This window comes from Flavobacterium sp. LPB0248, assembly GCF_013388355.1.
Classification (GTDB): domain Bacteria; phylum Bacteroidota; class Bacteroidia; order Flavobacteriales; family Flavobacteriaceae; genus Flavobacterium.
Genome location: NZ_CP058246.1, coordinates 1302017 through 1327050 on the forward strand (window position 1 = coordinate 1302017; position 25034 = coordinate 1327050).

A 25034-nucleotide genomic window follows, 5' to 3' on the forward strand; every position below is an offset into this window, starting at 1 on the left:
AAACAACAACAATATACCACTTCTTCAAGATATTTTTCCTGACAGAACATCAATTTCATTAAAATTACTTTAACTCATTTATTTCAAACATTTAATCCTTTTACTATGCCTATATCTAATCAAAGAAGCTTGGGAATTCAAAAAAATAAATTACTTCGATATAAACTTATCAAAGAATTATATCAAAAACACAAAACTGAAGATATTCCCACAACGGTAGTCTGGCGAAAATACATTTACCCTATCTACCCGATCTCAAGAACTACATTGTACGAAATCCTTTGTACTCCTATAACAATCGAACTTAAAAAAATTGAAGAATTAAGCCAAAGGGCAGCTTCATAATCTTTATCCATAAGCAACATACTTTGCTGTACAAGATTGTAAAAACTTCGAACATTAATGTTCAAATACCTTGCATTCTTTTTTATTAAGCATTTTAAGTTCACATCTTTGTCTTCCAATTAAATTTACAACTCTTTTCGCAACAAAAAGAAGAATCAAAATTGTCATAAGCAATTTAAATACGTTCTCTTGAAATTCCAATAAAGAAAAAGCCTGTAGCAATTTATTTTTACAGGCTTTTTCTTCTAAACAAACACAGCAGTCTTATTATTAAGCAAAATGTTAAATAAATAATAAAAGCCTTATAAAAACCATTCGAAGAAATTTCTAACCAACAATCAAGATAACTACATAGACTTTACATTTTTTTTATAAAAATCAATCCTCGAAGTTTGTTTTATCAAAAACGACATATTATTTATTCTTTTAACCCAATAAAAGCAATTCTTGATTTCATCTCTAAATGTTAATTTTTAAGAGATTTTTTTGACATGCAATTTTAGCTAAAAAGTGCTTTACGTGAAACCTCAAATAAAGGATATTGAATATTACGAATTTTACTACTTAACCTATAATAAACATAATCATGCTTACCAAAAAACAAGAGTACTTAAAATTATTGCGTAGACTATTTCTAGAAGGAAAAATCAGTATCGAAATATTAGAATTATTGCTAATCTGCGAAAAAGAATCTCTTAACTGATTTTACTAAAGAACTGATTTAAAAAGCCTCAATAATTTTAGCCCGTTCTTAAAAATTCTTTTTGTGATCTGGGCTTTTTTCATACCTCTCTGGAAATATTCTTAATTTTTCATTTTAATCCAAAACCCCACAAGTCTACTCTTTTTTAATTTCTTTAAAATCAAATCTAAATAAATCGTTATAAAAAAAACGAAAGATATTTCGAATTTATACTACTTGATTTATAAAACACTTGTATTTCCTTATACACTCTGTCATTTCTGAAACAAAACCAATCTCAATCGTCAAAACAAATACTTTTTAAACACATAAAAAAATCAATATAATAAAAAATAAATCGAAAAAAGTTTCGTTTTTATTTTAATATTCGAAATAACTTTCGATATTTGTCAGAAATTTAGAAATACTTTTTTACGAAACAATAACTTTTATCCTATGAATGCCACTATTAAAAACTCATTACTTAATCTTAAAACCAAATCACAATGACTATTTCACAAATAATTGAAAAAATACAGGAATTGGAATCCTGGCTCGTTAAAAATCCAAATAGTGCTGAAAGAAATCTTATCGAATATGATTTAAAAAAATTAAAAACCATTTTACAATTACGAAAAAATGAATAATAATCAAATTAAAGAACGCATTTCACAGCTTTACACAGCACTTCAATTTTGCTCAGAAAAAATTAAAATCTTTACTCCAGGAGAGCGTATTTGCATCAATCAGGAACGTTTTCAATGGATGCATATTTTAGAAAATGCCGAAGCTGAACCCAGACCCGTCTCTCAGGATCTAGAGAGAAAGATTAAAGAAGTGACTAAACTTATTGTAAAGTATGATTTTAAACCTTACTACGAAGATCCTTTTATAGAAGAAAATAAATTATGATTTAATTCTCAAAAGCACTCAATCAATACTACCAAAATAACCCAAAAACTATAAATCAATGTATCCAAACAATGACATTTATGCTTCTTTACTTTTAGGAGCTTTATTAATTGCTACAAACTTAAAACCCATAATGACTTTTCGCGAATGGATTAATTTTAAGATAAATTCTACTTTTAAACAGTATCAAAATGAGCGTAAAAAAAGACCTCATCATAAGTCCTAAAAATTAACAGGTTAGCAAATCATATTGTTTACGCAGATTTGAACTGAAATTGGTTTTCATAAAATCTACCCGCCTTCATAAAAAACAAGTATTAAAATTTTGATTAAGAGTACTTGTTTTTTAAATATAAGCCTTCATCAAAACTAAATTACTAGCAAGTTGCTAGCTAGTCCAATTCTATCATAAAACATATCATTTTATTTTAACGGTATGAAATAAAAAGGTTCCTGTTTTTATCAAAAAATTAAGAAAACAGGAACCGAAAAAGCGGGCGCTTACTGCCCTAATCAAATAACTCAAAACCATTCTTTTTCCCGAGATGTTCCAGTGTTTTATAATTCTGGAACAAGATTGTTGCGCGGACTCTGCTCTATTAAATTCTTTGAGCAGAATTACCTCAGGACGAAGCTCCGGAACATTTCGGCATTAGAAGAAGAGCAGCCATTGATATATTAGGATCAAATGGTTTTGGTTATCTGTGATAGCATTTATAATTATTCTTTATACCACAAAGACAATATTACTTTAATCTAAAAAACAATTCTTTTAATCATTTTACCTCAATCATTATGGCAATTTCAAACAACAGAAGTCTCGGAATCCAAAAAAATAAACTATTACGTTACAAGCTTATTAAAGAATTGTATCAAAAACACAAAACCGAAGATATTCCAACTACTGTAGTCTGGCGTAAATACGTTTATCCTGTTTATCCGATTTCCCGTACCACCTTGTACGAGATTCTCTGCACTCCGATTACTTCTGAACTCAAAAAAATTGAAGAACTGCTGCAAAATCAAACTAAAACTTTATAAACAATTATGTCTGTTTTATAACAACCATTTCGTCTGAATTGCTCTGCAAAGATGTGCCTTTTTTTGCAGTAAAAAAGCTTGTTGTTCGTTGACTGAACAACTATGTAAAGCACCAGAATACAAGTGTTTAAGCACCTTTCATTTGTTTTTTTTACTGCTTTTTTACATCAATCTTTGTACCCACAAAAGGAAACAACTGCAGCGATTAAAACAGAAAATTAGGCCTAATTTCTTCCAAATAACATTCTCTAAAAAAGCTGTTTCTCCCAAAAACAAAATTCAATCCTAACATATATTTTTTAAACATTCAATGGAACAGTTTCTATACCCCACTCTTACCGCATTTTTTGCCGCATTTATTACGTGGTTTTTCTCGATGAGAAAATCATTGGCCGAGGACAGAGCCGCCGAACTTGACAATGCCGTGAGCGCCGTAAAATACTACCGTGACTTACTTGATGATCTAACGGCCCGATTAACCTCAGCAACCGAAACCATAAAAAAAATGGAAATACAACATAAGGAGCTCATGCTGATAAATCAGCAGTTAGTAGATGAGCTGCAAAAATTTAAACAACTAAACGGAAAACAGCAATGACATTAGCCCAAAAAACCTTAGAAATTGCAATTGCTCAGGTTGGTGTTGAAGAAATGCCACGAAACAGCAATGCTGGTCCTGAAGTCGAAATTTATTTGAGAAGTGTCGGACTCGCAAAAGGATATCCATGGTGCATGGCCTTTGTTTACTGGTGTACTCAAAAAGCGGCATTACAATTAGGAGTCAAAAACCCTTTAAAAAAAACTGGCGGTGTATTGGACCAATACAACTCAAGCAAATCCTTAATTAAAAAAGAACCTCAACCAGGCGATGTTTTTATCCTAGACTTTAAAAACGGAACTGGTCATGCCGGAATTGTCGACAAAGTTGCAGGAACACTTATCTACACCATTGAAGGCAATACAAACGATATGGGAGGTCGAGAAGGCTATAAAGTAGCCAGAAGAAAAAGGGAAATTAAAAGCATCAAAGGCTTTTTAAGACTCTAAAAATCAGCAACAAACAAATTATAACTTATCATGAACAATTTAAAACGTCTTATTTTTTTGTTTTTTTTAGTCTTAGTTCTGGTTTCGTGCAAAAGCCCGAAACCGGTTCTAAGTGAAGAGAAAGCAAAAACTATTACTATCAAAGAAACAGTACATGATACTGTTTTTAAAATTCAGAAAGACAGCAGCTCTTATAGAGCATTACTTGAATGTCAAAACGGAAAAGTAGTTGTTAAGAATGTTACTCAGGCCGAACCAGGGCGTACATTAAAAAGCCCAAAGGTTCGTCTTGAGAACAACAAACTTAACATAGACTGCGAACTTAAAGAGCAGGAACTCTACGCCCGCTGGAAATCTCAACAGGTTAAGGAAACTGAAGTAAAAACCATCAACACCACAAAATTTGTGAACTATTTGACTTTTTGGCAAAAGGTACAGATTTGGCTGGGGAGGATTTTTCTTTTGGTGCTGGTTTATTATGCAGTCAAACCAATTGCAAAATTCTATAGGCTATTCTAGAACCGGGTAAACAATTTTAAAAATAATTCATTCTAAAATTTTTCAAATAGATTTTAGAGTATAAAAATAAACATATGTCAAAAATATATTTTTTTACAAAAGAAAGTTCAATAGAAACGGATCAATTAGCAGAATTGGCTTTTGGACAGCAACCCGACGTAGGGAGTGTTGAAAAATACAATTTAGATAATAATTTTTCGGTATCTGAGGATGCTCCAGCCTATGCCATTACAAAATCCTTAGTATTGGCAATGCCAAATAGCAATCCTTCATTATTAAACATCGCATTGCTTCCATTAAATACTTATGTGAGCGGCTTCCCTGTAAAAATGTTTATTTACAGAGGAATTAAAAAATCATCATTAGTTGATAGCCTTCAAAACATTCCAGAATCTGATGGAACATGGGCTTCTAGCAATATCCTTAAAGTCATAAAAGAGGTACAGGATAAACTGAATTCAAAAAATGGCACCAATTTAATTGCGAAATCAGATTGTTTAGGTTTAAACTTTTCGGATCTTCCCGATACTACTTTTATCGAAAAAATATTTTTTGATGACACAGACAGCTTTCATCCGCTTATTGTTGAAGCTGGATGCCAAATTGGAAAATTTGCTGGTGGATCAACTCTTGCAGGAATTGAAGTTGTCCTTGATATGATTGGTTATGAGCCAACATTAAAACTATTAAAAGCTTCAAATCATACTTTAGAAATTGACAAGCTAACTATTAATGAGAATTTAACCGACGTCGAAAAAATTAAGCTAAAATTCAACAACCGATTTAAGAAAGAAGAAATCTTAAGCTATGTTGATATTACTGCATTTTATGGCGCCACAAAAAACCAAGGATTACGAATAAAAGGTGCCGATAGCGGTGATAACTTCTTAAAGAAGTTTTACAATAAAAATACGGTTTATATTGATATCAGAGATGATTGGGGTTTTTCATACAATCACTTCTTTAAGTTCAAAGACGAGTTAAGCGTTGGTTTTTACTCAGCAGACAGTGCCGTCAAGGATCCTGTATATACTGATATGAATTATTATACTGATTGGCCAATTCTTAAAATTACTAATCAAGTTTATAATAATAGTAAAAAGTGGTTTCATATCAAGATTCCAATATATATAGGAAGCCCGATAAACGCAAATTTCCTATCCTCTTATGTAGGCAAAATTTCAACAGAAATAGATACTACCCAAAAGAAACATTTTATAATTGCAGATGGTGACGGAAGTAATAAAATACTACTCAAAGAGTCAGAGGCTGTTAAATTAAAAAACTGGAAATATAATGACAATAAACTAGGTAGTAACTATATTCTTTTAAAAAAATCCACGAAAGGAGATACAAATAACACGCAGAATATTTCATCTATATGGAACAATTTTTTCTCTTTAAAGATGAATAATATTTTTGGTTTCAATGATTTAATTGATGGAGATTTTAGAATTTACACTTATTCTTCCATAAATTTTCCATTAGTAATTGACTCTAAAAAAGGTGAAGCTTATTTACCAACTGCAGGAATTGCTATCGATAAAAATCATGTTACCTTTTTTTCTTACAAAGACGAAGTCGCCTTTAAAAGTGTAAGCAATAAAGCTGATAATCCAGTTGCTATAATTGGAAAAGGCAAATTCAATATAAAATTTAATACTGCAGATTACGATTATGAAAACACTTCGAATCCGCATACTGGATTTTTAAATCAGATCGTTAAAACATCAAAAATTGGAAACTTTGAATTAACTAAGTATTCAATTTCTGATACCGAAAACACATCTGATACTGTTAAGTTTCTTACTTATTCAAAATCAGGGGATGCAAGTATTAATGACGCTATATTTGAAACTTTTGAGTCGATTACTTTAACTCATAATGAATACTATTCTTTAAAAGCATATCAACTAAGTACAAATAGTGGTTTTCCTAACCAACCACTATTTATAAAATGTAAAAAATATACTTCTAAAGCTTATCAAACTTTTACACTTGAAGAATATACCTTAACCTTAGGAATTCCAACTTTTGTTGATAATAAAGATTCTGATCTAAATTTTATGACAATTGCTGATTCACTGGAAGAAATCACTTATGATGACTTGCCCATTACCTTAACAAGCATTAACTAATCTTCAATCCTTATAAATTATGCCTTTACATATATCCAAAAACGCAATTAACAATATACCATTAACAGATGAAAATCTCACCAATGACAACATTGGCGGAATCCTGTTAAATGAACCACTATCGACTAGTAAATATTTAGTAAAATTAGCTAAAAACGATGTCGCTAATCAAAAACTTGGACTTAAATACAAATCTTTTGGAAAGCATATTACAATTCTAAAAATGGCTCTCACGGCCATTGATGCAATATACGATGAATATACAATTCCAAATGAATTAATCGCAACAGGAATTTTTGATATAAATCTGGAAAATGCAATAAAAACTTTCCAAGGAACTGGAATTTTTACGGCAAATAGATCTATTGATATCAATGGAATTGTTGATTCAAAAACTTTATTAGCAATTGATGCTGCATTGAGTCAAGATAACATTTTTGATTACGAAAAGAAAAAATATGTTGGAAAAGTAAGCTCAAGATCATCTTTTTATATTGGTAGTGATATATCCAATCCGCATCCCAATTATAAAATTATAATTGAAGGCGGTGATGAAATTACAATTGAGGCAAAACCTGAATTCGGTTTCTCTTATATCAATTCCGGAAATGATGATAAACATGTATATGGTGTTCCAAATGAAAAATTTCAAACTGAAATCGACAAGCACCCATTAGTAATTGCAAAAAATTCAAAACGAGCAATTGAAGGAATTCCTCCCATAAAAAGTATTGGTTTCGCAAAATTAGATTATAATTTGGAATTTGCTAATGCAAGTGTTCCAATGACAAATATTCAAAACGAATTAAGCAAAACTGCTCCTCTATTATTTGATGATAATGGTGCTAAATTATACAAACTAAAAGAAGGTGATACTATATCTAAAATAGTATTAGACAATTATTACGGAGGCGGAGATTACGCTATTATGGATCCTTACAACAATGTTCCAATCTTTACTTTAAAAGAAAGAATCCCGTTCCCTGAAGACAAAAGAGAAGATGATGCTCGTTTTCAATTTTATCATAATTTATTGTACTATTACAATTCTGAAAAAAAAGGAAACGAACCTGTAAATGAGTGGGGATTTCGAACTAACAATTACGAAAGATATACAATTGATCATTTGGACATGGTGGATATTTTTGATAATGAGTACAAAGAAGGGAATCCAAATACTGCATTACCGAATTATTATCGTTTTTTAAAAAAAATGGAAGAATTAAATGCAAAGAGTAAAATGATTTTTGATCCTTTAGGAATTACAACTTCTTTTACAACCGTTCCAGAAGAAAACATAAGAATTCCTTCTAGACAATTTGCAGACACCATGTATTATTTTTTAAATTTTAGACATGATGAAATGCTGGTTAAAAAAGAACCGGAGAATGAAGCTTCAACCGCTATGGACTACATTAAAAATGAAGCTTTAGGTGATATTGTTGATCTTATGTCTGATTCCATGGATTCCCTATCTGAAATAGTAGAAGAAGTAAAAGAAGATGCAGTTTCTTTATACCATGAAACTGTAGATTTTTTTGTCTCTGCATATAATTTTGCTATACAGACATTGGTCGATTACTGGCCTAGAGGACTTGGTGGAAAATTTGGTGGCGGCATAGGGATCACATGGGGAATTCCTGTAAAAACTAAGGCAAAAGTAGAAAGAAGTATTTCTCGTAAAATGACAAAAGCAACTGAACTTACTTTAATATACACTGATGAACAGGTTTTTGAACTAAGTGTGGAACATGTAGAAGGATTTAGTTATGGTATTGGTCAATATTCTGGACATGGTCGTTCAAAAAAACTGTTTGGTGCTTTTGCAGGTTTCGAAGCTGCAGCCGGATTAACATTAACCCAAAGCTCAGAGTATGAATTTCCTATAAGGCAAAATGAAACAGCTCTATTAACAATGGTCATGAATGTTTTTGTTGGACAAGTACTACAATCAGCATCTAAAATTTTTACATGCTTAGAATCTTTAAATCTCGACCCTAAACACTATATAACCAAACTAGAAGTAAAATACAATTTAGGAATTGATGCAGAAGTTGGAGCACTGATCGGTACCAAGTTAAAAAAAGGATTAGATATACCTAGTTCTAATGTCGAACATCCTACGATTCAAAATGAGACTAAAAGCTATGGTTCTGTGTATAACATTTTTGAGAAAATCCCTTCAATTGGTGTTCACGGAGATATAAATATAAATGCAGGAGCTGCTTATAGCTATGAAGCAGAATATGATGATGCCCCATATACAAAAGGAAATAAGGGACGCGTATTTTCGAAAATAAAAATTGAAAATCAATATTATATTGATGCAAAAATTGATCTTTCACTCATAAATAACATCTTTAAAAGTCTCATCCCTGGCTCTGAAATTCAACCCACTTATATAGGAAAACTTTTTGACAAAATAGAATTTGATAAAAAGGGAATTATGCTAGGAACTTTATATGAATTTACAAGAACAGGTTCTCCTGACTCCCTGACTAGTGATGATTTTAATTTTAGTGATATTAGTTACAATGAAGACGATTTTACGTTAAAATATTTAAGTGGCAATAATGTATCGAAAGAAGTCTCATTACATATTGGAGCTTATTCAGGTGATGCAGATTCTCCTAAAACCGACGGAAAATATCGTCTACACATGCCTACATTTCATAATATGTGGATAGCAGGACTTGATTTCGCTTTTACTTCTATCGTGGCTTTTAAACTTTTTAAAGGCCTTGAACTTCACAAACAAGTTGGAATCTTTGATTTTGATGGAAAAGCTAACAATGTAACAATAAGTGACAACTCTATATGCGACAAAATAATTCAAGCAATGAAAAAGGCTAATATTGTAAAAATGGAAGCAAAAACAATTGTTGCATTTGTAGAAAAATTCCTTAATCATACAAAAACAGAATTGAACTTAGATCTAAAAATGAACATTGACTTTAATGAAGATTATTTACTAAAAAATCTACTTGAATTTCAATTAAAAAAATTATATCTGAAATATGTAATTTTCGAAGGTAACAAGGCTTTGGGTCAGCTATTGGAGACCGATATTAAAGCCAAAAAAGCTAAAATTTTTAACGAATTAAAAAAACAGAAAACTGAAGAAGGAAAAAAACAATATGAACTTATATATGGTAAGAAGAAAATTCCCGGAAGTAATCTCGATAGTTTAAATTTATTTATAGACAACGAAATTAGTTCAAAAGGAGATCCAGATGGGAATTATTTTATTGTTGCTGCGAGATTTCTTATGGGAGTTTTTAATGCTAATTCTTACATGAACAATTACAAACTAGATGAAGATGAAGATTATGCAATAACTGAAATCATAAATCTTTTCAGTTTTATAGCGTCCTTAACAGGGTTTGAAGCTAAACTTGACAGTAGTTTAAACTTTGGACTAGATGCAGAATTTAAAGGTGGTTTATTTGGTGCAGTTGTTGGTGGTTCAGTAGAGGGTTTTGTTGAAATAAATTATAAGCCTACTTTGTATGAAAATGGTAAAATAGCTTTTCTCGAATCGAACGATCCTTTAAAAGCCGTCTTTACTGAAATTGAAAATATACTTGAAAAAATAACTGATGACAAACGAATTAAAGTAAAAACATTATTTCAAGTACTCTAATAATATTCTATGAAAAAAGATGACAATTACATCTAAAAATACAGTAAATTTCCTTCCTTTATTGAGAACTAAATTTTTATGAAAACAACAATTAGCTTTTTGATTTTTATTAGCGTATTACTATTATCAAATATTGTCAACTCTCAAAAGAGTCAAAATTACAATAACTTATTTTATGACAAATACAATGCGATTAGTAATCAAAACTTAAAAGATTCTGTAAAATCTGTTCATCTCAAAATAAGTAAACCAAAAGAGGATATTCCAGAATATAAAAAAACAGATGCTGTCTTCAATAATGGAATTAGAGGTCCTGTTTATTTCTATTTTGATAAATTTCAAAGGCTTCAAAAAAGATCAGGTATTGTTTTTCCACGTCTAAACTATATAGAAGATGATTCTAAAACAGAAAACGAATATCAATATAATGAAGCTGACTGGATAGAAAAAAAAGAATTAAGATCTGCTTTAAAAAAGTATTATCCTGTGATGGATTATAATTTATTAATCAAATTAAATCAAATTAGCATTCCTAAAGCAGATGAAGTGTCTGAAGAAGATGGTAAGATTTGGCCTGATTATAAAGAAGAAAAATTTGAATACGAAATTGACAATGCAGGAAGAATTATTAATGAGAAAGAGTATTTTGTATACAGGACTGGTAAAGAAACTATGAACAAAAAAGCCAATGATATTGACTTAGTAAATCAAACAACATTTATCTATGATGAGAAAGGACAAGTTACAAATCAAAAAATTACAGTTGGTTTATATGCTAAGAATCAAATAGCATATCATTTTTTAGGTACTGAGTGCTCTTATTGTAAAGACTTACAATTACAATATGAATACGACTCAAAATCACGCATTACCAAGATTATTATGTTCGGATGTGGAAAAGTTGTTGCGCAACAAGATTATAGCTACAATTCTATTAAAGATTATGTAGAAACAGTAAAGTATTATGTAACAGGAAATGGAGAAATAGCCAATCCTACTAAAAATTTCGTAAAAACATTTAATGAACAGGGCGATATTATAAAAAGAGAATACATTCCTGATTATCCAAACCAAGTTATCATTCAAAAGATAAGTTACTACACCTACGAATACGACAGTCACAACAACTGGATAAAATGCAATATGTTCCTTGAAGGAACACCAGATGGAGAACCGACTTTGGTTGCAGAAAGAAAAATCGAATATTACAATTAGTTTTTTACAAAATACTATCCCAATACTGCGCTTTATTTTAAGCGCAGTAAAAGATAGTTTCCCTTTTCTAAAGTAAAGACATCTTTTCGGATACCATCGTTCTGTAAGCGTATTTAAAATCCTTATTCCTATTGAGATTTATATCTCTAACTTTCTAAAAAAGGCTTAATTCAAGCTCACAATCTCAATTTCTAAATATTGAGAAATTTCCCTTTTCTTTTCATTCAAAGACTAGCTTTTTCACCTTGAAAAAAGCATAGCTGTCCACTTTCTGTACAACTCTGTTAAGTATTACAATACAAGTGTTCAACAACCTTGCAGTTGTTTTTTAAAGCACTTTTTTTTGTAAATCTTTGCAATGTCAAAAAGAAACAAATATCTAATTAATAGCAACATGCATCAAAAAAACTACTTCAACATTAAGTAGTAAAACAAAATCAAAAATACTTTTCAAAACTCTTCCTGTCCTTTCTCTCTAGCAAGGAATACAGAATACTTATGCCTTTTTCAAAAGATAAATCATTAGGCATAATAGAAGATAAATTTTGAATTGTAATCGACAAACCATTAACAAAGAAATAAACTTAAAAATATGTCAAATCAAATAATGCACCCGTCATTAAGCCAATTATTACCATTGGACAAGATTCCAAATGAGCTCGAGGCAATTAGAGATGCACTTGCCAGTCTTTTTGATTCTGTATTTGTAAAAAATCTTATTGCCAGTCAAAGCTATGACAACTCTTCTGGTTTTTACAGCATGACATTAACCACGTACAACTCTCTTGGACTTGATATTCCTCTTGCACAAGATTTAAAATTAGTTTTGAATCCAACTGTAGATGGTAATACCGAAATTCCAATCAGTTTTGATTATTCTTGGATTATTCTAAAATATATCAATGATTTCAATTTTGAATCATTTGATAATACTGTTGAGTCCGTTTTACGCATTCTTTTTGAATTAGCAGAAATAAACGAAAAAACATTTTTAAATGAACTTATCAATACATTTTATCCAGGTGCAAATGCATTGGTTGATTTTGTTAATCAGTTCAATACTGTACATACAGACGCTTTAGCAACTTTAAACGATGCAAATGCATCTTTCGACAATCAAGTTGAACACTTATCACAACAAATTGGAAGTCTTGACATTGACTTGCTAAAATTTGCTTACGAAAACCTTTTAAATGTAGGCAGTGAAGGATTAGATCGTTTAAAGAAATTGTTTGCCCACTATTTCGATAATATCGAAAAAAACATCAAAGAAGCATTAACGCTTCAGTTTAGAATGGCTATTAACGAAATTAGCGTAGGTCTTCAATTTCCTCATAAATGGCTACAACCAGTTTACACTGGTAACGAAAATGTTACCGATATAGCTCTAGATGAACCATTACCAGAAAATTATTTTAGTTATTTAAAATTTGATGTTGGCAGCTTAGAATATTCTTCTAATCGTGGATTTATCTTTAATAATATCTCGAGTTTTAGCTTAAATAGATCTATGATCGGAAACACTGGATTAATTGCAGAGTTTTCAGGATTAAAAGTAGATTTAAGCAGAGACAAAAATATTCCTGAAGCAGATGCTGACGGAAGAGGTGCTGCATTTAGAGGTGTGTATGCTGAAAAAGCAGAAATTGAATTACCTAAAAAATGGTTCAAAAAAGAAAACGGCGCTACACTGCAAATTACTGGTAAACAGTTATTAATTGGAACTGAAGGCGGAATTTCTGGAACAATTGGATTAGAATCCTTAATTGTAGGAAATCCTGTTAGCGAAACTGATTACATGTGGTTCAAGTTAGGTAATAGTTTCAAAGTTGGTTTTAACAAGTTTGATATTTCCTTCAAACAAAATAGAGTTATCTCTTCTAACATAAAGGGCGCATTAGAAATTCCAAAATTTAAGAAAGGTAATAATCCATTTATTGTAGATATTGAAGGACACTTATATGATGACGGAGATTTTAACCTAACGGCTTCATTTGATAAAGCAAGTGAACCTAAAGCTACTTTACTCAATTTAGTAAATTTCGATTTTCACAGTTTCGAACTTGGGAAACAGGATGATGACTATTATGTAGGTACTTCGTGTTATGTTTCGTTCCCTCCTGGATTGATGAATACTTTGATGAAAGGTCAGGGGTTTGATATTGAAAAACTTCGAATTTATAGCGATGGAAGCATAGAAGTGGAAGGCGGATCTATTCCGATTCCTATTAATTTGCCTCCTCTAAATCTTGGACCAGTTCAGATGGCGGTGAGCAATATTAACTTTGGTTCAACTCAAATTAATGGACGTAAATATAATTTCTGGGGATTTGATGGCGCTATCAGTGTCAATCCGCTTGGATTAGATGCACGTGGTGAAGGCATTAAATACTATTACACTACAGATAATGTAGATGGTGATCCATCTAAAAAAGCAGATTCCTTCATAAGAATCCAGACTATCGAAGTCGATTTGATGATTCCAGGAACTGCAACAGAAGAATCTGCGATGGCAATTATTCATGGTATGATTTCGCTTCCTGAACCTGGAGTTTCTCCAGAATTTATGGGAGAGGTTTCATTAAAGTTACCAAAAGCAAAAATTACAGGAAGTGTGGGAATGCGTTTTGCTCCTAAATATCCTGCTTTCTTAGTCGATGCAAGTATTGAATTGCCTACCGGAATTCCGCTTGGATTTTTGTCTATTACTGGTTTTAGAGGTTTATTAGGATTTAGATATGTTGCTACCAAAAAAGCTGCCGGTTTAACAGTAGATAATTCTTGGTACGAATATTACAAACATCCGAAAGCAGGAATTAATATTAGAAAATTCAGCGGACCTCCAGATTCCTTACAGTATGAATCACCATTTTCTATTGGAGCTGGAGCAACCTTTGAATCTACGGGAGGTACCATTTTAAATATGAGAGCAATGTTATTGCTTTCTCTACCTACGTTATTTTATATTGAAGCAGGATTAAATGTTCTTGGTGATCGACTAGGTCCTATTGAGAAAGATCAAAGCACTCCTCCATTCTTTGCAATGGTTGCCTTTGGAGATGATTCTCTTGAACTTGCTGCTGGAGCAAACTTCCAAATGCCTAAAGACGGTGGAGAAATTATCCAATTGCATGCCTTATTAGAAGCTGGTTTCTTCTTTAAAAACCAAAAACCTTGGTATATCAATCTTGGTTCTAAAAAAGATCCAATTACAGCGAGAATTCTAACTCTTTTTACTGCAAAAGCATTTCTTATGCTATCTGCTCAGGGAATCGAAGCCGGTGCCAGATTAGACTTTAAACTCGAGAAAAGTTTCGGGCCTGCTAAGGTTAAATTATGGGCTTACTTAGAGATGGGCGGAAAAATTTCGTTCAAACGTCCTCAAATGGGTGGCTACATCGCTGCTGGTGGAGGAATTCAGATTAAAATCTGGATTATCAACGTTGAAATTGTTTTAGATACCATTTTCTCTGTAGAATCATTTAAACCATTCCTAATTTATGCCAAATTAGAATTAAGCGTACGTGTAAAAATTGCTTTTGTCAGAGTCCGCAAGACATTCTTAATTGAGTTACAATGGGATATTAACAGAATCGTTGATCGCACGCCTTACAGTCCGCTTCCTAAGGGAACTCACGGAGATGTTAATGATAACAGAACTGCCGACTCTGTAAAAGGAGTTCACATGCTAACCAATGAGGCTTTCTTATTGAATTACTTTGATACTATGCCTGCTCCAGGATCAATTTCTAAAATAATTCCATTAGACACCTACATTGATATTAAACTGACTAAAGGAGTATTGCCTAATTCTAGTCTTTCTAAAATAATTGGAGGATATACAGCTGATGCAAAAAATTATACTGATTTAATGCCTCCTGAAGCGACATCAAAAGCAGGTAGAAAACTCCGTCAAGTAAAACACCAATATTCGATTGAATCAATTGAGATAAGTTCTGCCAATGGAAATTCTTGGGTGCCTTATCATCCTTTTCAAGCTGTTGTGGATTCAGATTCAAGAGCGAGTGTAGAGAATTTGCCTTGGGCGCAATGGCAAAAAGTGATAGATCAATATGACAGTATTCGTGTTTTGGCAACAAATCCATTCTCTTATTTAAGTGCAGGTGAACCTGGCTGGCATGTTCCTGAACAATTTGGAATTACTCCTTCTAAATTATTCTGTGTCTCTAATAGCATTGAAGAAGAGTCTGTCAATTTTTTAAATAAAAAAATAGGAAAACGTTACTATGTACCTACTCAATATGAAGCAGATAGAATCAATGGTCTGTTCTTTAAACTCGTTGGTGAAACTCCTGAAATCGTGGATGGCAAGCTTTCTGGGGGAGATTTTATGAGCGTTTCTGCAAAAAGTAATCCTTTTGGCTTTAGAAGATCTCTTTCGTTCAAAAACTATAACAAACTAGAAATTATTTTCCCTGAAGCTGCTATTGAACCAACTTTAAAACTTACAACTCAAGCTAAAACAGTAAATATAACTGCCTATACTTCTGTTTTCGATAAAGGCGCTAAGCTACCTCGATATGAACAAGTTAAAATATGTAAGACTAAAAATTCGCCAGCTTTAAATGAGATTGCTTACACTAAAGCTGAACTAAGATCGCCAATAACTTTATTTGATGAAAACGGAGATGTTTTATTGAAAAAGAAAATTGATAGAGTTGTCATTAGTCCTGTCGCTGCAAATGCTGATGCTATTTTAGATGTTAGAAATAAAATTGCTGCTTTATTTAACGATACATATGCTTCAACAGATGGAGAATTTATTGTGTCAGAACCAAGCAATATAGCTGAATATGATCGTTTAATGACACTATTAGCTGAATTAAAAGCAAATGCTGGTAACGATAATCCAACTGGAATTCCTACTCCATTAACATTTACACGTTTTTACGGATATAACGGAAACACAAATTATGCTTTTAATAAAGTTTTCAAATACAATGACACTTATTTAGTTTCATTTCATCCGACTCCAAATACGACTGTCATTGCACAAATTGATGCTAAAGGAAATCTGGTAAGAGAGCGTTTATTGAATGGTTTAGTGACATCAATGCAGGTTGTAAATAATAATTTATTAATTACTCAAGCTTTAGATGCTACTCAGTGTAAAGGAATTGGAGAAGCTGTTATCGATGATACTTTTATTGTAGGTTGCGTAGCTCCAACTAAAACAACTGCAATTGTTGAACTTGATTCTGAATTAAACAGAACTTTCGGAATGCAGTATTTAAATACTTATTCTACTGGTTTCAATAAATTATTGCCATTATCAAATAATGAATTGCTTTGGATTAATGCGCTAGAAACGGAAACTCAAATTAACTGGATTAACGGAACTGATCGCTCTATTATTCATCGCATAAAGATTGATGAAGTAGCGCTAAAAGTGCTTCAGCATAATAATACTGATTTTAGTCTAATTACAAAAAACAAAAAAATCGTTCACTTTGGCATTAATCCAAGTACAAAAGAAATTACGATTACAGATACCAAATTAGTTTCTGAACCATCAATTTCTGAAGTTATCGATGCAGTAATCGCAAATGGCAAAGTCTTGCTTACTGTTAAACTAACAAACGGAAAATTCGGATTGGCTCAAGTTGACGGAACTGCAGTTACTGTTGTTAAAAATGATGCAATTTTTGATTCTCCAGTTTATTTATCAAGTAAAACGCTGGCTGACAATTCAGTTATCGCTTATAATGAAAAATATCTGTTTGTATTGAATACTTCATTACAGCTTCTCCGCTTAATTGAAAGAGCAAGCACAAATGATAAAGCCACAGTCCTTCATATTGAGAACGAGCCATCAGTGAATGAAATTTTAATGCTCTCTACTAAGCAAAATGAAAAAGGAATTTATTTCTCTCTGTTTAATGATCAGTTTGATAACTGTTCTTTACATCCGACAGAAACTGTTTCGATAGTATCGTCTGCATCTGCTTTGACTAATTCAACTGCTAATCTGAGTGAATTAGAAACTGTTACAAAATCGGAATACATAAGAGCAATTAAGTCTTCAAAATTATTGACAATTAATGCTATTCTATGTTCTGCAGGAGGAAATCCAGATGAGGACAATGAACTAGGATATACTACTTACGTTCAAGAAATTAAATGGCTGACAAAAGAAAGCGCAGAACACAATTTAACTATTCCTGATGCTAAAGCTGTTGCTGAAGATAATAAAGCGATGGAAGCTGCAATTCAAAATACGGCTCAGCCAATTTGGAGGCCAAATTCAACTTACTGCTTAAAATTTACTTTAGCAGATAAAGTAGATGATGGGGTGCCAGTCAAATTCGATTACTATTATGGTTTCAAAACATTAGGCCCTGTTGGCCACTACCCTGTTCCTGACGAAGATCTTGCTCCAGGTCAAAAACCATATGTTAAAAATGAACTGACAGAATTATCAAAATCACCGTTGACTTCATTAAGACAGTATTTAGATTATAACCGTTCTTACCCAAATGCTGATGGAAGTTTATTGTTATCTAAACCTTCATTCTATGGAAACGAACAGTGTAAGATCACAATGTTCTTCAAGAATCCTTATGTATATCATATGTTCACAGATTGGGATGATTATGGAGCAGGAAGACCAAAAATTAAAGGGCTGATGAATCTTATTATCAAAGATCCTTTAAATGATGTTCTTATTAAGTATCCATTACCAACAGAAGCAACGCCATATCCTAAAGCAGAGGAAAAAAATATAAAATGGGTGGATGATAATGATCCTCGAATTCCTTTAAACATTAAAATGTTGCAAAACATGATTCAGGGAAGCAGACCTGAATTGAGGTGTTCAATTCAAATTGGAGACATTATTAAACCAAAATCATATGGATATGAGGTAAAACTAACCGATTTAAAACCTTCAAAACTGTACACGGTTTTAGTTAAAAATTATTTTGATGAAAATCAGGATAACACGCCAACTGATAATGAAAATGTATTAGTGCATCAATTCGGATTCCAAACATCACGATACAGAGACTTTGCAGAGCAGGTAAACAGTTATAAATTAAGCACTGAACCAGTACGTAACGCTTTATTTGATGTTCCGTTAAGCTTAAGTCAAGATCAGATTACTTCTCTAAACAATATCATTTTTGGCGAAGAAGATCCATTAAGCGATGCATTTGCTTTGAAATATCAGCATTTATTTGATCGCGCTGTTGAGGGAGTTTTAAAAATGTCTCCTCTTGATCCTGCTCAATCTACAGAAGTGAACCGAATTATTGATACCAATACAGGTGAAGTTATAGCGCTTTTAGTCCGTAATCCTGAACCGTTCAATATTCCTAAAATTCCGTTAGAAGAAATTCAAAAAACTATTTCTGTAGTTGACGATGCTGGGGTAATGAAAGCAAACTATAAAGCACTTCATTCTAAAGACTATGCTCAGGTATTAATTATGAATGACAGTAAAAAAATTACTGATCAAAATTTAAATATCAAGTTCGAATACAGAATGTGGAATAATAATGGGTCTATTGCCCAGTATTCAACGCCATTAACAGTTCGTGCTGCGGAGCCGGTAACTTTAACTATTGAAAATATAAATCTTTAAAAAACAATAAAAATGAGTTCTATAAATCTTCAAGAAAGCCAATCCACAGGTTGCGAAACATATATCGCTATCGTTGTCGATGAGTCGGGTTCGATAAATGGTAATGAAGCGCAGCAAATACGTGAAGGGCTGACTTCATTTATCAATTCTCAGGCTCAGAGTAAAATTACGCTTTCGTTAATCGGAATGTCTAATAGCGATAGCAATTCTAGATCAGAGCATGTTATTCAAAAAAGAATTTCTGGCAATACTTCCAGTTTTTTAAGTTGGATTAATGGTTTTGGTTCAAGATCTGCCGATCCTCAATCTGATCACTGGGCATCTGGTTTAGCGGTTGTAAACAGCTTAACCGTAACTCCAGATATCATTGTGGTTGTTACAGATGGTTTACAAGTCAACGACATTGATTCTCTAAAAAGCTTATATCAAAATCTCAATGATAAATCACATATTTTTGTTTACGGTGTCACAAGCACCGTAAACAATGCTTCTGAATTAGTAACACCAATTACTACCTTTTTAGGAAAAGCTCCTGTTGTAAAAAACAGCGGTCTTTCAATGCTGGATACAGATTATATTAGAGTTCCAGATTTCAGCACTTTAGGGTCTGAATTAAATCAATTAGGCAGTGCTTTATCTATTGCTCAAATTGGATGTTTGTCTAATGTAGTTATTAGCCAAAATAAATTAGTTTATCCGGTCTTGAAAAAAGGACTTGCCGTAAACGAAAGTGCAGGAACTTTGGTTCTTAGAAACAAAAGCCGAGTCGCTCTTACTTTGCCTGCTGGAACTAGAATTCACAACGCGAGCAATCTAGGCGGACTAGTTTTTAAACTTCAAGATACAATTGTTGTACCTGCTCTTGCAAATATAGATGCAGCGGTTCGAGTACAAGGGACTCCTAATGCACTTGGCAGTTATTCTACTAAGATTGCTTTGCCAAATGTTAGTAACCTAAACGGATTTCAAATCAGTTTTGATGTTGGTAAAGAACTTTATATTGTTGACCTTAATTCAGGAAAAACTGCTTTACAATCTACTAGTTTACAAATTGCTGCTGCTGGTTCTAAAGGTATTGACAGTACAAAAGGAATTCATCTTCGCTGGCTTTTGGCTGGAGAATTAGGAACAAACCATCTTCCAAAAGGTCAATTGTATAAAGGTGCTAATTCTGGTTCTAATTTCAACAAACCCGAAGATTTCGTTAAAGTATATAGAGCTGCTTATACTAAAGTCGCTCATAAATTAGATTTAACAAAAAAACCAAAGTCAGTAGATATTCAAAAGGCATTGTGGATTTATAAAACAACAGATCCCCAAAGATCAATTTATGTTTACTTCAAAAACAAAGCAAAATATCTGTTGGCAAGGGCGAGTATTGATCCGATGCTAAACCCATCTGGTTTTATTCAGGCTTACGGAAACGAAATTATCGAGATTGAAAATAAAAGCGAATTATTTTTTGCCGCTGAGCTTAAATTCAATTCTGCAAATAACTCTGGTACCGTTAAATTAGAAACATTATCTGTTGCTGAAAATACTTTTGTAGCATCAAAGAGAGTTACAAATCGTAAGACCTACTCTTCTACAGAAGTTAATTCAATTCGCGTTGTAGCAGAAAATGGAAGAAGTATTCGATTTAAAGCGAGTAATTGCCTTGTAAGCGAAATCAATTTTGAATTTTACGGAGATTTCATCCAACATGCAAATGATAATGGGGTTTGGGATTTTAAAGGAAGCTATGCTTTAACTCTTGATGATAATAAGGCATTTGAACAGTTAGAACCTAAATTAAATTGCGTTCACGGAAAATGGCTGAAATTTAATGATAATGAATACGTAAACGTAAATAACTATAAAGATAAATGGAAACGAGTAACAGATGAAGAGGATAAAAACATTAAGGAAGTTATTCAAAGTTACATTGGCTTAAGTGCTGACGGTACTAATCCGACTGCTTTAGAAACTATCCAATTTAATGATAGTATTCCTGTCAATGACCCTCAACCTGGAGAAGAAGCAGAATTTGCCAAAAATTCAACTCAAATATCAAATCTCGATTTATTAAACATTGCAGCCAATGATTATCATGTTGCCAGAATGTTAGGTTTAGGATGCATTGATATTGATGAAACAGTTCTTTCTGGCGAATATATTTATTTAGCAGAGTACATTACATTTAAAAATTTAGAAGGTGATTCTGTAAAAAAAGAAGTACAACACCTTTCTATGAGTATTCCAACTTCTGTTAACACAGAACGTTTGCCTCTTCCGGTACAATTAAGTAATTTTTTACCAGGTCTTAATGCAGGTTCAGACGAAGACAATCAGACCCCAAAAATTACAGATCCTGAAGGATACAGTTTTGATGGCAAAAAAAGATACGTGAGTTTGTTTATGAGTGACATCAAAGATTACAGTGTAGATACTGCATTCTTTAATTCTACAGAAGAATATGATGGAAGCTCTTTTACATTCCCTATTTATGCAGGAGTAGATTATAAATTTAAAGGCGAAGCCAATTGGCAAAAACCAGAATTATCATCTGATACGGCGTATTTCAACGTTAAAAAAGATTTGACTACTGGTTCTTTTGAGCCGGCTCCAATTATTATTCCAGATTCAGGGAAATCATTTTTAAATGTTCGTCAGGAGAAAACAGGTTTGCAGACGTATGTATATCAAGGTTATGGTATCAATATTTTCTCAAGAGCAACATCTGGAAGACAATTGGAAATTACTTCTCATATTAAGCCGAAAAATACGTTGTTGCCTCCAACTGGTATTAATTCGTTGTTAATTACTGAAGAAAATCCGTTGATGTTCACCTCAATGAGCGAACAGGTTAAACTGAAAACAATATTAGACAATAAATCTATCGCAGATAAAACTTATATCCGACTTCTTTTCGAATATTATGCGATTCAGGAATTATTAAGCTATACTATTCCTGACGGAGTAACCAATGCAGAAGCTTTACTTTCTGATAAAATTTATCCAGACAATGAAGAGCTGTTTGCAGATTATTTTAAACTTTATTTCAGGGATAGTCTTCCTCAGATTGAACATGCTAAAATCACTGATATTCAAGACAGCCCAACAAGTGAACTTACTTCAATTATTACAATTCAGGAATACAAAATTTTTAGCAGTGGCGAAGAAATTAAAATTGGTTTGACCACTACTAATAAAGACCGATTTATTGGAGGGATTTTAACGGTTGGAGAACAAAACTATGTCATTCAAAATATTAATGTTGTTCGTACTGGCGAAACATTTAATTATGCCACAGTTGAAGTACTTAAAAAAGAAGTGACTGACCGCCTTGTTTCCGATGGTGATGCTACAATCGATTCAGAGCAAATTAAGGAGATTAAAAAACCCGTAAACGAATTATGTTCTTTGGTTGAGAATATGCTGACATCTGCTAACTGGAATCAGCCAAGTCCAATTAACTTGCAGATTCAGTTGCCAGAAGCTTTAAAAACAGTTCACAGAGAACTTGTTCTGCAAAAAGACAGCCAAGGTAACGATAGTTTACAGGTAGAAAAAACTCGAGGAATCTGGAGCAAGAGAGTAGTAATCGAAAAGGTTCTGGAAAAAGCCTTTAAGGTAGATGAAAACGGCAAATATGTATTAGATAAAAATGAAAACCCAATTCTACTGCCTGACGATGAACAAAAACATTTTGGTTTATACAAACTTACTTTCAAAGGGTTAAAATTAGCTCAGCATCCTCAATACAATCAAAATAATGGAAATTCAGTTGAATGGGCAAACGGTACTGTCCGTTTATTTACTAAGAGCTGTTTTGTGGGTTCTAATCCAATTCCAGTAAAATCTAGAAAAGAGTTTAAAGTTGTACGCGCAGATAATATTGGAACAAATCAAGATTTAGAATTAATTATTACTGATCCTAATTTCAAAATAAAAGAAGATATAACTCAGGAAATGGATCCTGCTTATGATCATATCATTATTAAAGAGAATGAATCGCATCAGCCACAAGAACAGGAAATAAATTATTATCCAAGTTATAAAGTTTATCTTTTTGCCGATCCTTCAAACGGAATTACAGCAGCAAAAATTCAGCCAAGAGAAGGAGAAAACACACATTACTCAATTTTTGGAATCAGCAGCCATTCAAATTTATATGACTACGACTCTAAGATTAGTGTGCCAAATCCAATGTATGCGGTTAGAATTGAAAAACCTGTTAAACCTGAAGATGTAAAAGGGCCGTTATATGCAACTAGACCTGACTTTTTCAACAGATCTACATATACCATTACAACCAGATATACGCGTAAACCATATGGAATGCTGTATTACAGAGCCAGTGATGATGCTTTATTAAATGTTTTGTATAAAACCGAAACGGTTAAAACAATTCGTGAAGAGTTAAATAAACTAGGCGGAAACAATGAGAAGTATTTTACCAACAGATGGCAGAATTTCTTAAATTTTGAAGAGTTACTAGATAAAAACAATCTCTTGAATCCAACTGATTTATTAGGTCCTGATGAGCAACCAAATGTTTTGTCTCCTAGAAAACCAATAAGTTATGAAGCATATCCAGCAGATGTTGAGCCATCAGTTGCTTATCGTTTTCCAACACCAGATAGTCAATGGTTAATTGATTCGATCAATGAGTTTATTAAATGGCATAACGACTCACAACCGTCACAAACACCTGTTGAGAAAATTACGGCTCTTACTCATCTAAATGATATCATTATTTCTACAAAAGATGGAATTGAAAGAAACTTGCTGGCAATTCACTTTGTTGAACAAGCCATTCATTCTGTTTTTGTGCCACTAACAGAAGTTCCAATTATTTACGAATACATCAGGGATAATGACTATGTGCCTATTAATAAAAAGCAAACGATTAAAGATAAAAATGGAAATATTCTAAAATATCCAAATCCTGATCTGGACATTGCACCGATGATGAAAATCACAAATGCTGCCGAATTTAGAACACAATTTACAGATTTTAATCTAGATGGAAACTCACAAAGCACTTATTTCTATGGTGTTCGTGAAATGGATATCAAATTGAATTTCAGCCCATTTAGTACGTTTTTAGGTCCTGTAAAACTCGTTCCTTCAAATCCGCCGCAGACGCCAGAAATCAAGCGAATTATGCCTGTGTTGGAAAATCAGATTTTAGGAATCAAACCTTCTATTCAAATAGAATTAAATGCTTACAAACCAGAATATAACATCAGAAAAATAAATATCTATCGTGCCAAGAATATGCTTGATGCACAATCAATTAGAACCATGACTCCTGTCAAAGAAATTTTGATTAATGAGGATACCCTATCTACTGAGTTTAATAGCGTTTGGACGGTTTACGATGAGTTTGAAGATTTAGAAAGTGTTCCTTTTGGAGATGGTCTTTTTTACAGAGTTACCGTTTCTAGAGAAATTGAGTACGCCGATCCAAGTTCAACAGAGCTTAATCCTATTGTTAATATTGATTATACGCCATCTCAGCCATCAAAAATTACTGCAACAGTAATTGCAGATGCTGTTGCTCCAGAATCTCCTGTATTAACAGCTTCTGGAGATGTAACAGGAGCTAATGAATCTGTCTTGAAACCTATTGTTTTCAGTTGGGAGAAAACGGTTCATAATGGTAAGTATCATTTATACAAAATGACCAATCAAGGAAACTGGGATAAAATTCAGGAAAAAGTTTCTAATGAAGAGATTGTAACATTACCATTACTGGAAACCAAACTGGAAACTGATGAATTGACTATTAAAAATGATGATGGCGATAGAATCTATCACCATTTCAAAGTACTTGCCGAGAACTCTTCAGGTATGTACAGTAGTGAAGAAAAAATACTAACACTTTAATTTTTAATGAATCCC

Annotated in this window: 12 protein-coding genes; all 12 read left to right on the top strand. The window is 32.5% G+C overall.

Annotated elements, in window-relative coordinates; translation table 11 throughout:
- The first annotated feature begins 105 nt into the window (after window positions 1-105).
- The 12 genes from LPB248_RS05460 (at window position 106) to LPB248_RS05515 (ending at window position 25019) form a co-directional block, all read left to right on the top strand.
- Window positions 106-345, top strand: coding sequence for a hypothetical protein (locus LPB248_RS05460; protein ID WP_177210551.1), 240 nt, complete (start codon window positions 106-108; stop codon window positions 343-345).
- A 1321-nt stretch (window positions 346-1666) separates the two neighbouring features.
- Window positions 1667-1939: a hypothetical protein gene (locus LPB248_RS05465; protein WP_177210552.1), complete on the top strand. Its 273-nt coding sequence runs from the start codon at window positions 1667-1669 to the stop codon at window positions 1937-1939.
- Between the two features lie 58 nt (window positions 1940-1997).
- On the top strand, window positions 1998-2165 hold the full coding sequence (locus LPB248_RS05470) for a hypothetical protein (RefSeq protein WP_177210553.1): 168 nt from the start codon (window positions 1998-2000) through the stop codon (window positions 2163-2165).
- Between the two features lie 569 nt (window positions 2166-2734).
- Window positions 2735-2980, top strand: coding sequence for a hypothetical protein (locus LPB248_RS05475; protein ID WP_177210554.1), 246 nt, complete (start codon window positions 2735-2737; stop codon window positions 2978-2980).
- 310 nt (window positions 2981-3290) lie between these two features.
- On the top strand, window positions 3291-3578 hold the full coding sequence (locus tag LPB248_RS05480; protein ID WP_083219804.1) for a methyl-accepting chemotaxis protein: 288 nt from the start codon (window positions 3291-3293) through the stop codon (window positions 3576-3578).
- Window positions 3575-4027, top strand: coding sequence for a CHAP domain-containing protein (locus LPB248_RS05485; protein ID WP_177210555.1), 453 nt, complete (start codon window positions 3575-3577; stop codon window positions 4025-4027). Before LPB248_RS05480 ends, LPB248_RS05485 begins: the two co-directional genes overlap by 4 nt.
- A 30-nt stretch (window positions 4028-4057) precedes the next feature.
- Window positions 4058-4546, top strand: coding sequence for a hypothetical protein (locus tag LPB248_RS05490; protein WP_177210556.1), 489 nt, complete (start codon window positions 4058-4060; stop codon window positions 4544-4546).
- A gap of 74 nt (window positions 4547-4620) precedes the next feature.
- Window positions 4621-6684 (top strand): hypothetical protein, encoded by a 2064-nt coding sequence (locus LPB248_RS05495; protein ID WP_177210557.1) that lies wholly within the window; start codon window positions 4621-4623, stop codon window positions 6682-6684.
- 19 nt (window positions 6685-6703) lie between these two features.
- Complete coding sequence (locus LPB248_RS05500) at window positions 6704-10327, top strand: hypothetical protein (RefSeq protein WP_177210558.1); 3624 nt, start codon at window positions 6704-6706, stop codon at window positions 10325-10327.
- Window positions 10328-10405: 78 nt separating this feature from the next.
- The gene (locus tag LPB248_RS05505; protein WP_177210559.1) at window positions 10406-11542 is read left to right on the top strand and encodes a hypothetical protein; all 1137 of its coding nucleotides are present in this window, start codon (window positions 10406-10408) and stop codon (window positions 11540-11542) included.
- Between the two features lie 592 nt (window positions 11543-12134).
- A complete protein-coding gene (locus tag LPB248_RS05510) occupies window positions 12135-19145 on the top strand; it encodes a hypothetical protein (protein ID WP_177210560.1) in 7011 nt (2336 codons plus the stop codon).
- Window positions 19146-19157: 12 nt separating this feature from the next.
- A complete protein-coding gene (locus tag LPB248_RS05515; protein ID WP_177210561.1) occupies window positions 19158-25019 on the top strand; it encodes a VWA domain-containing protein in 5862 nt (1953 codons plus the stop codon).
- Window positions 25020-25034 lie beyond the last annotated feature (15 nt).